Genomic DNA, 12,766 nt, shown 5'->3' with positions numbered 1-12,766 from the left:
TCTCTATCTTAACCGCAGGCGCCCTCCCGCGCAGCGGGTTCGTTCATCGGCCCCGTTTCGGTCACGCCAGAACGCACCATCTGATGACCGCTGGGCGCTTCGTTGCCTCGAGTAGCCCAGTCCGACTCGCATAACGCATGTTATGGCCGCCCGCTCTTCGACTAGGCGCTGCGGCGCACCGCACAATCTGTTTCCCGCAGCCGTCACGACGAGGGATTATGATACCACGCATCGCAGTTGATTGGGGGAGCCGAGCATGCCGGGCTATGCGCTAGACAACTCCTGGGACAGGCCAAGCGCCGATTTGCGCTCCTCGAGCAATTGCTGGATACGATGACGCAGCGAAGTTGATGTCGATTTGCGGTTCATGATGGGACTGCGATGTCTAATCAGATCACTGGTGTGATTCAGCATCGAAGTCTGACCCCCTGGAAAATTATCAGAAGTCTTTGAGGCATAACGGATTTTGCGAGTAAGGGTGGGGTCACGATGGGCGCCGAAGGTGACCCCACCTCAGGTCAGATTCTATAGCACTTCAGCGCATTAGGTTCACATCGCCTCGGGGTTATACTTCAGCGCTGAAACACAGCCTGGTTTGCCCCCTGTCGGCCGGGTTGGGGCCGACCGTGAGGCACGCAGACACCGCCAATACGTCGGCCCTGAGCGGACCCGTGTGATCAAGCGAGATTGACCTACGGCATTCAGACCGAGTGTTAAGAGGTTCTGCCTTCCATAAGACGGAAATAATGCTCAGCATGCTGATAATAGTTTTCCGCTTCGACGCGGTCCCCAGCTCGTATCTGAGCTTCGGCTAGCGTGACGTAACGCTCGTAGCTTGCGCGCGTGTTTTGGTGGCTCCGCCCTCGCGCCGAGTTGGCACGGGTTGATTGTTTCAGCTGACTGCCATTTGTGGTCGTTTGGACGATGGATTGGTTCATATTCATTTGTTCTTGAGTCCCCAGTAGAGGGTCGTTCCTTTGTTTATTGTTGAAGAGCGTTCGACTGCGCCTGCCTGACGACTAGATTGTGGGCGCGCGATGCCGGGTTACCCGAGCGCGGGTTAGCCGAGTATCTCGGCCACGATCTTGCGTAGTTCTTCGCGGCTTAGCCCACAGGGCTCAGGTTTCCAGTTGGGATCGGATTGACGCTGCACAGTTACGGTCGCAGCTTCGAGGTCCAGAGGCGCTGGTGCTCGGAGAGGTTTCAGTTCGAGTTGAGTTTGCATTATGTTCCGTGAGCCGCATGGCTCGAAAGCAAGCGGATCTCTATGAATCGAAGCGTTAAGATAGCCGACACGCGCGCTGCACAAACGGCAGCGATCAATTTCGACGGGATGAATCAATAGGCTCGGCGCAATTGAAGATAAGGCCCGAGCCGATCTCAGTCGGCTCGTCGTATGTAAGGATTGATTGTGGTCTATTCAAGATTGGCCTCGGCACCATGGTGGGCTGGAGGCGCATCGTCATCACCGTCGGCGAGAAGATCGGCAAGACGCATCTGACCTATGGCCAGGGTGCCGCGGCCGAGATCGTTGCCGCCGCCACCATCGGCGCGGCCGACTATATGGGCCTGCCCGTGTCGACGACCCATGTGCTCTCCTCGGGCGTTGCCGGCATCATGGCGGCCAACGGTTCGGGGCTGCAGATGTCGACGGTGCGCAATTTGGCGCTGGCGTGGGTCCTCACCCTGCCGATCGCAATGGCGCTGTCCTTTGGGCTCTTCGTGCTGCTGCGCCAGTTCGTCCTAGGCTGTCATTCTTCCATTCCGATTTCGGCCAAGCCCCCGGACGGAGGATTCGCATAGCGATGTGTATGGAACCGCTCAATGTGGCGCCTGCGTCGAGCAAGTGAGTGATAGCAGACCGTATAGTCTCTCGGTGGCAAACCGGCGGGAGTTGCAACGATATGTCTATGCCACCTCGGCCCGATTCTTCCACGGTATGCCGATGACCAAGCCGAGCCCAAACAGGATGACAGCTCCCCCGGCCAACGCCGCGAACGATGGTCGCTCATGCAAGAAAAGAAACGCGACGAGCACGCCGATGATCGGCATAAGCAGGACAAAAGGAGTGACCTGATCGACACGGTAGCGCCGCAGGAGGTCGTACCAGATCGTGTAGGCGGCTACGTAGCCCCCGAGAGCTAACACCGCCACGGCGATCCAGTCGAAAGCGCTGGCGGTAACAAGCGTCTGCTCCTGACCCGTTTCAATAAGTAGAGAGAGCAGCAGCATTTGGGGCGCGGCAATTGCGGCCATCGCGCACATCAGTTGGCTACCTTCATCTTTTGACGTGACGCGAATCATGCCCTGCGCGATCCCCCAGCTCAGCGTCCCCAGAACTATCAGCAAAAGTCCACGAACCTGGCCGACACCGTCTGGAAACCCCACAACTAGAGCCACGCCTGTAAGCGAGACTGTGATCCCAAGAAGCCTCTGCATACTTAGGCGTTCCTGGCCGATTGCCCATGCAGCCAAAACTGCAAAGGGAACCTGGGATTGGACCACCAATATCGCCGTGGACGCGGGAACCAGGGTGATTCCATTGAAGATGAGAGCGCTCTGGACACTTCCCCCAAGTGTTGCCGCAGCAAAAAGAGGCCAGAACGGGGTCTTCCATACGTGCCCTGGCCGAAAAAGGCAAAGTGCTGTCAGAGCATAGACAATGCTCATGAGAAAAAGGGGAGGGAAGTTCGTCATGGCTGGTTTAGCGATCGTGTATGCGATTGCCCATAAACCTGGTGGGAGAACGGCAAGGGCAATATCACGAGTGCGCATCTTGGCCTCCGACGTTACTCAATCACTGGAACGCAAGCTTCCCATCCGAAAGAGCGCCGCAACAATGATCACATTGAGAACGGCATTACCAAGGAGAATTTGCGAGCATCTGGCTGCTTCCGAACCGTTCAAGTAGGACGGCGCCGATAGAAGGAGAGGCGGGCTGGACCAGGAGGCCAGGCAGAGCAAGTTTTCCCATTCTCGCCGCATAACCCCTCGCACCCAACAGGGCGAGGCGTAGCGTCCCCCGGGTAATGGATTCAAGACCGATGCCGGCGCCCTAAAGCATCAAGGCTAAGGGAATTGTCGGCAGCGCCCGCCGGGCTACGGCTTGAACGAGTGATTCAGGCCCCAGGACCTATTTCCATCCTTGAGGCGTCTCCGGCTCAGAAATGAAGGTCTCGCTGCGAGCGATGACAGCGAGTTCTCCACAACGTGGCTACAAGTGGTGGGATGGCGAATGGCGCCATGAGCGAGGAGTAGCGCAAGACCGCCCCGACTCGGTGGTCTCGTGATGACGCCACAACCGCTGCAGCTCAAGCGATTATCGAAGACGATGCTGCAAGGCGCGAGGCCAAGACGGAGCGCCTCAGAATGGCGCGGGGGTAGAGGCAGCAACCAAGACCCCTTGCCGCAGCCAATGGAAAAACTTGAGCCAAGCAAGATCAGGCCAAATGAGATCATGAGAGCAGTGGCTCTGGAGGTATTAAGCTGCCCGGAAAGGCGAACTTTTCAGCTCCGCGGACGTTTGTTGCTGGGATCCGTCCGGTCGCGGCCGCGCCCGATTGAAATGGGAGGAATGTCAATGACAGGCGATCAGGCAGCTTCGTCCGTCGACGCGATTGCGAAAAAATTCGGTGTCAGCACCGATGCCGTGAATGCCGCCCTGGCCGCCTTGCGCCGCGGAGACGGCAGCATGGCCCAGTTCAGCCATGCAGATTTCGGTGGCATGGCGCAATGGTCGAGCGGCGGCATGAGTATGGTCGGCGACATGTTCAACTCCGTCATGAAAGACAAGCTCAACGGCGTTATGCAAGCCTTGGCCAACGGCCTCGGCAATCGCAGCATTGGCCACGAGCAACCTGGCTCAAGCTCTGGCAAAGACGAAGGATCCGGCGAGCGTAATCGCGGTCGGTCGGCGCAGGCATCGCGCTGGCCTGCGGAATTTGGCGACCCCTCGTCCTCGGGCAGCCAGAACGACATGCACTACGCATTCTTCCCCTCCAGCAAGCGCCTCGCTATCGAAGAGAATGGCAGGACAGCCTTTTACGACACAGGCGATCACCAAATCTCAGGTGTGTCGCAGCAACAGAGCGATAGTCGGAGCATTCGCTTCCAGAGTCAAAACGGCCCCGTTTCGCTGCATGACCTCAAACCTGTCGATCCGCCAAACTGAGGTGGGCTCCATTGGGCGGAGCGGCAGCTCGTCTTAGGAACAAATTGCGCGAGCTCCCGTCTCAAGCACGCCGTTGCTGAGCTATGTGACAAGGCCGCGCCGTTTACGCTGCATCACGCTCTCGACCGTGTTGCGGACATGCTCGTTGAACGCAACGAGCGAGTAATTTCTCTGGTAATATTCTGCGGCAGCGCTTTCTCGTGAAAACCGTTGCTCTGGATCGGTCAGCAAACCTACCACAGCTGTTGCAAGCCTTGTTGCGTCGTTTTCAACGACAGCGACAGCTTTCGCGGCGGATGCATCGGCGAGGCCGTCGAAAGCGTGGTCCGGGCCCACAGGTACGCGGCCGTATGCAAACGCTTCCAAGACCTTGATCTTCGTGCCTCCGCCCCAAGTCATCGGAGTGACCATGAGGGCTGCCCCTTCATATTCGGCACGCAACTCGTCCACGAAGCCCAAAACCCGAACCTTTGGCTGCGCACCCCAGTCACTGGCCAAGCTCTCTGGAACGTCCCCGCCGATCCGCAGTTCCGCTTGGGGAACCTGCTCGACAATCTGAGGCCAGACCCTTCTCAGGAACCACTTCATACCGTCGGAATTCTGCGCCTTTGCCCACTGGCCGACGGCGAACAGCACCTTTGAAGCCGCGTCCGAGTGGCGAAGCGGCCCGATAGTCTCGCCCGTCTTGACCAAAGGTAGGTTCGGCAGCGTGGTAACATTCGGCTGGGCAATCCTTGACGTATCGACCTCTGAAGCAAGCCAGATATGGTCGGCCCTTTCCAGAACACGAGCCCCAAGATACTCGGAACCTTGAAGGTATCGGTGCAGATAGGCGCGCAGTGGCAGATTATGGATAGGGATAGGGGTTGAGCGGATCTGCGAGGCGGTGCGGCTTGGCTCCCAATCGTCAGCATCAACGATCAGCGGCACTCGCCGTTCATCGAGCAGACCGGCAACCGCCGTCGGACGACTAAGTCTTCCGACGATCAAGTCGACTTGCTTGCGATCTATGAGGTCGCCGATCGCCCGGCTCGCATCCAGACTCACTCGCAGGCCGGCGGCTGCCATACCGCTGCCGAAGACCAGGCCGAGGGCCCGCGCGGCCTTGTCGGCAAGGGCCGCGAACCTCCCACCCCCGCGCCAGGACAAAGGTACCGATGACACCAGTTCCAGGGTGCCATCGTTGAAGGGTGAGCCAACCGCCTGGCGCAGGTCGTGAGCGGGACCGCGGTAGTTCAAATAGAAGAAGCCGACTTCACCGCATTGCCCCAGGGCGTCGAGGAGCAGCCGCGACCGAATCCCACCGCCACTGCGATCAATCGGAAAAGACGGAAAAGCGGTGACGAAGAGGATACGGACAGGCAATACCTTCCTCACAGGAGCGCGTTGCAAAGAAGCTGTGCAGCGGATTTGAGGCTGTACGGGGTCGCGAAGATCGCGCTCCCTTGCCGCCAGCCGTGCTGCTCACGTGCAAAGCGAAGGACTACGTAACGGCTCACGCACGGCATGACTATAATATGTCCATACATCAGCGTATCCCGCCATTATTAGGTGTCTATTAGGCATCCGCAGGGGCGCCGCAGGAGAGCTCCAAGCCCCGATAGCATCTGATCTCTTCGGGGTGTCATTACATCCCCCTCCACATCGTCCGGCGTCTCGCCATAAAGCACTGGGAGCAAGGCGTCGCCGAAGTCATCGATCTGAGGGTCGCCAGTGCGAGAGCAATACCTAAGCTATTCGCTTAGCGTGCCTGAGGACGCAAATCTTGTGCCGACCCCGATAAGAAACGGTTCTGTCGCAACTGTGGAGTTGAGCCTCGAAAGGGCCACAGGGATCGATGTTCATGCGGCTAGGATGTTAAACTGGTCGGCCAAAGACGGTGCTGGGTTATAGGCGTACCTCGCCTGCCGTTTGCGCATCATTTGGACCATCTCGATGCCGGACAGGATCGCCTCTGCGCAAGCGGGTGATTTGAACCCGAGCATGGGTCCAATACGGCCTTTGATGCGCCGATGATCCTGCTCGATCCGGTTGTTGAGGTATTGGCTCCGGCGGATACGAATTGGTTTCAGCGAACGGCGGGATCGATCCAGCAACCGGCTCTCGCTGTCACAGGCGATGAGTGCCTCCCGGTTGGTCGGGCTGCCATCAATGACGAAGCGCTCAGGCCGACCGTGGCGCCTGAGCGCCTTGCGGATGAAGCGCTTGGCTGCCAACAGGTCGCGATTTTCGCTGAAAAAGAACTTGACCGTGTCGCCGACGCTGTCGATAGCGCGATACAGATACGCCCAGCGACCACGGACCTTGATGTAGGTCTCGTCGATATGCCATTTACCGGTGACCGCTCGTTTGCGCTGATTGAACCGTTCAAGCAGCAACGGGGAGAACCGTACGACCCAGCGATGGATCGTGGAATGATCGACGCAGATGCCGCGTTCGATCATCATCTCCTCCAGATCGCGAAGGCTCAGCTTGTAAGCCAGATACCAGCGGACGCACAGCAGGATCACCGAGCGATCGAATTGGCAGCCCTTGAACATCAAAACGCTCCACTCAGGCAGAGGAGATTTATGTCACGGCTGACTTCGATGGAAAGTCTGCGACAGAGCCCTTCCGCCTCCTATTCCTATTAATAACTACGCTGTCTTCCTCGGATGCGAACGACCCAGTGAAGACAGAATATCTCCCGCGCAGCTCTAAAGCCTACTCTCCCTAAAATTGTGCTCGGACCGCGGTCGAAGCGGTGATCAGAGCGTTATAGCTCTAACCAAAGGACACGAACCGTCTCGACTACAAGGAGCATGGCAGATGCTGACAGCCTATCGCGAGCACGGGAACGAGTGGCGCGGTGAATCTGCTGAGCTGCCCTCCACCATCATCTGGCTCGATCTTGTCGAGCCGACCATCGAGGAACAGCGGCTGGTCGAGCGGCGCGTCGGGATTCGCATGCCCACACGAGAGGCCCTCAGTGAGATCGAGGCATCGAGCCGCCTCGTGGTTCAGCGCGACGTGCTTTACCTAAGTACTCCCGCTATCTCGCAGGGAGACAACTATGAATCTAATATTTCGCCAATTGGTTTCGTCCTGACACCGGCCTTGCTGGTGACGATACGCTATTCGACCCTCCCTACGTTCGACAGCGTCGCCGAGCGGGTGCGCAACGACGAAGCCCTCGACTGCGGTGTGGGCGTCTTCGTCGCCCTGCTGGAGGCTATGGTTGACCGCGGCGCCGACGTACTGGAACATATCGGCACTAAGGTCGATGCTTTGTCCCGCTCGGTCTTTCACGATAAAAACGTCGCGGGAAATCGGCCCTCCCGCAAGTCCAATCGCATGCGGCACATGCTGACGGAACTCGGCATTCATGGGGACACGCTAGCCCAAGCCCGTGATGTTATCCTCGGCGTCGGTCGCATCGCCAGTTTCGTCAGCGACATCGCTGAGGACTGGATCCCTGACGCCTTCCGCAAGCGTCTCGCCGCAGTTTCAAAAGATGTTGTCTCACTAAATGACTATGAAACCCATCTCACGGACAAGGTCCAGTTTCTGCTGGACGCCGTGCTCGGCTATATCTCCATTGAGCAAAACGATCTGTTCAAGATCTTGACCATCGTCTCGGTCATCGGGGTACCACCAACCCTGCTCGCGGGCATTTGGGGCATGAATTTTCACAATATGCCGGAGCTCACCTGGCAATTCGGCTACCCCTTGGCGTGGCTTGCGATCGTGCTGAGCGCGGTGTTGCCCCTGATCTGGTTCAAACTGAGGGGTTGGTTTTAAGGTAACTTGACAATACCCCGCTTGAAGCCACCGACTGATCTGCCTATGTCGCGGCTCCGACGGGTTTCCGTGACAACACCGTGGCGGGTTATATGGGAAGGTCCGACGAATTTGACGACGCACTCGTGGCATTTGCCATGTCCTACGCCGACCAGACGAAGCGTGACCACGGCCACCTGCTAGCGGCTCTCGCGGACGCCCGTTTGCCCAAACCACCGGCGCAAGCCGACAAAGTGAAGCGAAGGTCCATGGTCGTGGCCTGAAACACCAAACGCCTCGCCCATAGATTATGTCTTCACCCGGTGTTGTCACGGAAACCCGTCGGATTGGCTACATGGTTAGATCAGTCGCCGGCTTCAAGCGGAGATCGCAGTTGCGCAATGCCACAGCTCCAGCGCGGCGGCTTGAAGCTGCTTCAGACGTTCGACGTTGAAAGTGTTGTGGTCGGCCGCATAGCCGCAGCTTTGTGATGGGAGAAAGGGAGGACCGTTCCCGACGCCTCTTCTAAACAGCGAAGGGACAGGCGCTGTAATCTTGTTCTCAGCAGTTGGCACGCCCGCAAGATGGCGTCCATTAACGTCGCCATCCAAACACCGGACCGACCGGAATTCGCATATGCTAGGCATCTGCGCGTTGGGGCGGCTGTGCCGCCACCCTTCTGCGAGAGCCACTGGTCGACTTGACTAGAATCGCGACTGAATTCGCGGGCAGTTCCGGCGGGCTCTTTGCTTCTGGCTTATGCGAGCGCCGGAGCCTATGCTTTCCTGCGACCAGGACAAGGCTGATGAATTTATGATCGACGACGAAACAAAAGTGGAACAAGTCGAACAATTGCTCGCTACACTGGATACGCCTGAAACGCTGGAAGACGAACGATTCAAACTATTTCTGGATCAAATGCCAATCGCCATCGCAATTGCAGAGATGGAGCCAGCGGAGCGCATTATCTATACTAATCTGTCTTTCGAACAGCTCTCTCAAAAATCAGCTGCAGATATCATCGGAAGATCCTGGAATTCATTTGACTGGACGGCGAACGAGCCGCTTCTGAGTGTTGCTGTGATCCAGGGGCAGGATAATCTTGGAATCTTTTCAATCGCGAGTAGCAAAACACCCGTCAACGTCTGGTCCAATATAATCGAAGACGAAGACGGTGTCCCCAAGTTCCGCCTGGTCGCGCTCGCTGCCGTGGACCGTCCAGACAAATCAGGCTCCGCCGATCTTGTTAAGCAGCTTCAGCACAAGGATACATTACTGCGTGAGATACAGCACCGGGTCAAAAACAACCTCCAAATGATCACTGCGCTCATACGCATGGAGGCGCGCAGATTGCCGGAGGAAGGCGTGACCTTCGATCGGCTCGCGGGCCGGGTGGAGGCACTTGCCTTGTTGTATCAGTCGCTTTCCGAGCAAGGCGTTGCCGACGAGATCGATCTAGGCGTCTATTTGAGCCAAGTCGCATCGGCATTGATGCGCGCCCAGGCGGTGGAAGGAATTCGGCTCGATCTCAAGGTCGACACCTGGCCGGTATCAATCAACGTCGCAATGCCGACGGGGCTAGTTGTCAACGAACTTCTGATGAATGCCCTAAAGCATGGGTTCAAAGGCAGAGAGGGTGGGACGATCACACTCCATAGCCTGGTCGATGCAACAGGGTGTCGTGTTGTGATCGCCGATGATGGCTTGGGCCTTTCAGAGGGGGAGGAGTGGCCCAAGCGTGGAAAGTTGAGTTATTTGATACTCCAATCGTTACGAGAAAACGCCAAGGCGAAGGTTGAAGTTCAATCCAGGCCAGGCGGTGGCATGCGTGTTACGATAAGCTTCGCCCGGCATGCAGCGGCGGCGGACATACAGGCGAACGATCCGACAGGCGCCTAGGAAGGCCCATCCGTCGCTGAATAAGAGAGAAATGTGCAACTGGTCGCGAGCGATATCAGCCGAGACAAAGAATTCGGAACGCCTTGCAAGAATGTTCTCGGCAGAAGCGACCAAAGTCGGAGGTCGGATTTCCCTTCAGCGTATTTCGACTTTTACCAGGAGGAAACATAATGGCCTCTTCAAGAAAGCCAGTTTGCCTCGTCGTCGAGGACGAAACAATTATCGTGGCTCTCGCGGTCGATCTTGCTTAAGAAGCTCAATCATTCAACGCCTTTTGCGGCGAGCCACAATGGTACGGTTGCCCCGTGGCCCAGTTTGAACTGGTGTATTGCCGCGGTTTTCCTCGGACAGTTTTCGCCATCTAGCCAGACGATCGGGATCCAGAGCGCCTTGGGCGACGGCCGCCTGCACCGCGCAGCCGGGTTCGCGGGCATGGGTGCAGTCGCGGAATCTGCAATGAGGGGCAAGCTCGGTGATCTCCGCGAACAGCATCTCGAGACCATAAGCGGCGTCGCTGACCTGTAACGCGCGCATGCCGGGCGTATCGATTACCCAGCCACCACCAACGATAGAGTGGAGCGAGCGGGAGGTCGTCGTGTGACGTCCTTTAGCATCATGTTCGCGAATGTCTCCGACTTGCTGGGGCAACTCCTGCGCGGGACCTGCCAATGTGTTGACCAGCGTCGATTTGCCGACGCCGGACGAGCCGACCAAAGCTACCGTCTGCCCCTCGCCGCACCATAGCGCCAAAGCGGTCGCGGCATCAGCGGAGCGAGGGTTTAATGTCACGACAGCCAGCCCGCGTTGCAGCGAAGCGGCCTGCTGCTGATACTCCCGTGCGTCCACCACCATATCAGTTTTAGTTAGCACGATCACCGGCGCGGTTCCCGCCTCGTTCGCGAGCGCCAGATAGCGTTCAAGCCGGGCGAGATTGAAATCGTCAGTACAGGAGGTGACGATGAAGAGCGTGTCGACGTTGGCGGCGGCAAGTTGCGGCGTATTGCTGCCTTCGTGGCTACGCTCTAACACTGTCTTTCGGGTCAGACGACGGTGCAGCAGGTGGCTTTGAGGGTCGGCAAGCACCCAATCGCCGACGGCAAAATCACCCGTGTTGGTACGGGGCGGAAGCACCAGCCTAATCGGCCCTGCCTGCGATAGTGCGGTCATGCGGGCACGATGAACTGTGGAGATGCGCCTTGGAATTAGATTCATCTCATGGGAGGCAAGCTGATCCTCGAAGAAACTCGACCATCCCAAACTTGAAAGGGATTTGGGTTGGTCCATAACGACGTGATCTGTCACGATTTTGGTCAAGTCCACAGCATTGCGTCCACCATAGCGCCCTTTGCAAAATGAGGTGACACGTTCGGTAAATGGCCAGTAGGGCATGAGTTCGATTGAACCCCTGCATCGGCGGAGCCGTTCGGTTGAAGGTAGCTTACCCCCGTCCGCTGCCGAGAGCATCCATCGGCAATTACTTACGCGCCTTTGACAAAAGTACAGCTCGTTTTGCAGTCGTTGTGACTCGCATAACGCGATTTATGGTCGATTCTTCGGTGGCCGGCGCTTTGGACACTACGGAAACGGCAGATTTCTGACCCGGGGTTGGCCGATTTGCATGCATGGAGGTCATTCGACCTCGACGTGGCCAAGCTGGTTTTAGGACCAAAGACAGGAAGTCATGGACCTCGATGTGCTAATCAGTGGGCACCCGGGCGTGTGAGGTGCTCGCTACTTCGGCGCGCCAAGTGAGTAGTAGACCGGGGCCGCGCCTCGTTCAGATCCGAACTGCCCCACTTCTAGACGGAAATCGACATTCAGGGCCATACGTTTGGTAATTTGTCGAGCAGAGAGAAGCTCCAACTGTGGGCCGAATCGAATGCATCCGCACCACGTCGCTTCGTATCTTCCACCGCGGAAGCAAGAAGGCCACTTTCGGAACCAGCACTTTCCTGGCGTGGCTGGATAAAGTCTGGTGGGTAAGGCATGTTCGTCGTCGAAAATGTGGCTTCTTCCGACCTTATGGCGATTGGAGCGGTGGCCGATATTGGAAGGGGCGCCGCTGCAGCTTTAAAATCCGCACTCATGGATGATGCGCGTATGAGAGAGGTTTTGATCGTAAGCATCCGATCGCGGCCGCCTTGATGGGCAGCTGTGAATCTGTCGCATTGTCCTTATGGACAGGGATAAGGACAGTTTTCGGACAGTGAGCCGCCTTGAGATCGTCGGCACGGGCCGCCGGCGTCGGTTCACCGACGAGGCGAAGCTTCGCGTCGTTGAAGAGGGCTTTTCCGGTGATGGCCGCCAGGTCTCGGCGACGGCGCTGAAGCACGACGTCTCCCGCTCGCAACTGTATCGCTGGCGGCAGTTGTTGCGGGAAGGCCGCCTTGGCGGGGTCCGGATTGAGGGTTTCGTGCCAGCGGTGATCACGCCGGAAGCGCCACGGGTGGAGAACTCTGAGGCTTCTCGTGGGCGGATGGAGGTCGTGAGCACGAACGGCCGGCGCGTCATTGTCGATCGCGATGTTGACGTCGATGTGCTGCTCCGGCTGATGCGCGGGCTGGAGACGCTGCGATGATCCCGATGCCGACCGGTGTCCGAGTGTGGCTGGCGACGGGCTATACCGACATGCGACGCGGCTTTCCGTCGTTGGCTTTGCAGGTGCAAAAGGTGCTGAAGCATGATCCGCTGGACGGTCATCTGTTCTGCTTCAGGGGCAAGCGCGGCAACTACACGACATTCAACATACAGTTTGCGCCGTGCGATGATCGTCTATCCGTGGCATCCCTTCTTTGGGATGACGGTTCAGATCTCCCATAATCGACGTGGCAAGAAGCTCAAGACGATCCATACCGATCTCAAGCCAGGCTATTCGCGCGAGTTGCCGAACTGGATGTTGGATCCAAGCTTCTGTGCCAAAATAAGCAAGGGTCCTCC

The 12,766-nt window shown here is 57.8% G+C and carries 10 protein-coding genes and 2 pseudogenes; 7 read left to right on the top strand and 5 right to left on the bottom strand.

Features of this window, described 5'->3' with window-relative positions; translation table 11 throughout:
* Positions 1–731 precede the first annotated feature (731 nt).
* Positions 732–938, bottom strand: a pseudogene (locus tag QQL24_RS20200) (DUF4167 domain-containing protein); the annotation flags it as partial.
* A gap of 487 nt (positions 939–1,425) precedes the next feature.
* On the opposite strand from QQL24_RS20200, the pseudogene QQL24_RS20195 reads away from it, so the two are divergent.
* Positions 1,426–1,737: pseudogene (locus QQL24_RS20195) on the top strand (inorganic phosphate transporter); the annotation flags it as partial.
* Positions 1,738–1,908: 171 nt separating this feature from the next.
* Here QQL24_RS20195 and QQL24_RS20190 read toward each other — a convergent pair.
* Positions 1,909–2,775 carry a DMT family transporter gene (locus tag QQL24_RS20190; protein WP_284314103.1) on the bottom strand — a complete coding sequence of 289 codons (867 nt, stop codon included), beginning with the start codon at positions 2,773–2,775 and terminating at the stop codon, positions 1,909–1,911.
* A gap of 805 nt (positions 2,776–3,580) precedes the next feature.
* Between QQL24_RS20190 and QQL24_RS20185 the strand changes: the two genes are divergently transcribed.
* On the top strand, positions 3,581–4,171 hold the full coding sequence (locus tag QQL24_RS20185) for a hypothetical protein (protein ID WP_284314102.1): 591 nt from the start codon (positions 3,581–3,583) through the stop codon (positions 4,169–4,171).
* A gap of 81 nt (positions 4,172–4,252) precedes the next feature.
* Here the strand turns inward: QQL24_RS20185 and QQL24_RS20180 are convergent, their stop codons facing one another.
* Both QQL24_RS20180 and QQL24_RS20175 read right to left on the bottom strand, forming a co-directional pair.
* The gene (locus QQL24_RS20180) at positions 4,253–5,536 is read right to left on the bottom strand and encodes a glycosyltransferase (RefSeq protein WP_284314101.1); all 1,284 of its coding nucleotides are present in this window, start codon (positions 5,534–5,536) and stop codon (positions 4,253–4,255) included.
* Positions 5,537–6,012: 476 nt separating this feature from the next.
* Positions 6,013–6,711: an IS6 family transposase gene (locus QQL24_RS20175; protein ID WP_284314100.1), complete on the bottom strand. Its 699-nt coding sequence runs from the start codon at positions 6,709–6,711 to the stop codon at positions 6,013–6,015.
* A 268-nt stretch (positions 6,712–6,979) separates the two neighbouring features.
* On the opposite strand from QQL24_RS20175, the gene QQL24_RS20170 reads away from it, so the two are divergent.
* The 3 genes from QQL24_RS20170 to QQL24_RS20160 all read left to right on the top strand — a co-directional run bounded on the left by QQL24_RS20170 (position 6,980) and on the right by QQL24_RS20160 (position 9,829).
* Positions 6,980–7,951, top strand: coding sequence for a magnesium transporter CorA family protein (locus QQL24_RS20170; protein WP_284314099.1), 972 nt, complete (start codon positions 6,980–6,982; stop codon positions 7,949–7,951).
* An 80-nt stretch (positions 7,952–8,031) separates the two neighbouring features.
* On the top strand, positions 8,032–8,214 hold the full coding sequence (locus QQL24_RS20165; protein WP_284314098.1) for a DUF2252 family protein: 183 nt from the start codon (positions 8,032–8,034) through the stop codon (positions 8,212–8,214).
* Positions 8,215–8,707: 493 nt separating this feature from the next.
* A complete protein-coding gene (locus QQL24_RS20160; protein WP_284314097.1) occupies positions 8,708–9,829 on the top strand; it encodes a sensor histidine kinase in 1,122 nt (373 codons plus the stop codon).
* Positions 9,830–10,093: 264 nt separating this feature from the next.
* Here the strand turns inward: QQL24_RS20160 and rsgA are convergent, their stop codons facing one another.
* Positions 10,094–11,113 (bottom strand): ribosome small subunit-dependent GTPase A, encoded by a 1,020-nt coding sequence (gene rsgA, locus QQL24_RS20155; protein ID WP_284314104.1) that lies wholly within the window; start codon positions 11,111–11,113, stop codon positions 10,094–10,096.
* An 892-nt stretch (positions 11,114–12,005) separates the two neighbouring features.
* Between rsgA and tnpA the strand changes: the two genes are divergently transcribed.
* Positions 12,006–12,407: an IS66-like element accessory protein TnpA gene (gene tnpA, locus QQL24_RS20150; protein ID WP_284314096.1), complete on the top strand. Its 402-nt coding sequence runs from the start codon at positions 12,006–12,008 to the stop codon at positions 12,405–12,407.
* Positions 12,404–12,649, top strand: coding sequence for an IS66 family insertion sequence element accessory protein TnpB (gene tnpB / locus QQL24_RS36450; protein WP_348536472.1), 246 nt, complete (start codon positions 12,404–12,406; stop codon positions 12,647–12,649). Before tnpA ends, tnpB begins: the two co-directional genes overlap by 4 nt.
* The last annotated feature ends 117 nt before the right edge of the window (positions 12,650–12,766 follow it).

Source organism: Labrys miyagiensis, from assembly GCF_030160835.1.
GTDB classification, from domain to species: Bacteria; Pseudomonadota; Alphaproteobacteria; order Rhizobiales; family Labraceae; genus Labrys; species Labrys miyagiensis.
This window is presented reverse-complemented; position numbering and strand designations above follow the sequence as displayed.

Bases quoted from the DNA above. Each gene is read 5' to 3' on its own strand.
- QQL24_RS20175 (WP_284314100.1), bottom strand. From the start codon at position 6,711: ATGTTCAAGGGCTGCCAATTCGATCGCTCGGTGATCCTGCTGTGCGTC.
- tnpB (WP_348536472.1), top strand. From the start codon at position 12,404: ATGATCCCGATGCCGACCGGTGTCCGAGTGTGGCTGGCGACGGGCTAT.
- QQL24_RS20185 (WP_284314102.1), top strand. From the start codon at position 3,581: ATGACAGGCGATCAGGCAGCTTCGTCCGTCGACGCGATTGCGAAAAAA.
- QQL24_RS20190 (WP_284314103.1), bottom strand. From the start codon at position 2,775: ATGCGCACTCGTGATATTGCCCTTGCCGTTCTCCCACCAGGTTTATGG.
- rsgA (WP_284314104.1), bottom strand. From the start codon at position 11,113: ATGGACCAACCCAAATCCCTTTCAAGTTTGGGATGGTCGAGTTTCTTC.
- tnpA (WP_284314096.1), top strand. From the start codon at position 12,006: ATGGACAGGGATAAGGACAGTTTTCGGACAGTGAGCCGCCTTGAGATC.
- QQL24_RS20160 (WP_284314097.1), top strand. From the start codon at position 8,708: ATGCTTTCCTGCGACCAGGACAAGGCTGATGAATTTATGATCGACGAC.
- QQL24_RS20170 (WP_284314099.1), top strand. From the start codon at position 6,980: ATGCTGACAGCCTATCGCGAGCACGGGAACGAGTGGCGCGGTGAATCT.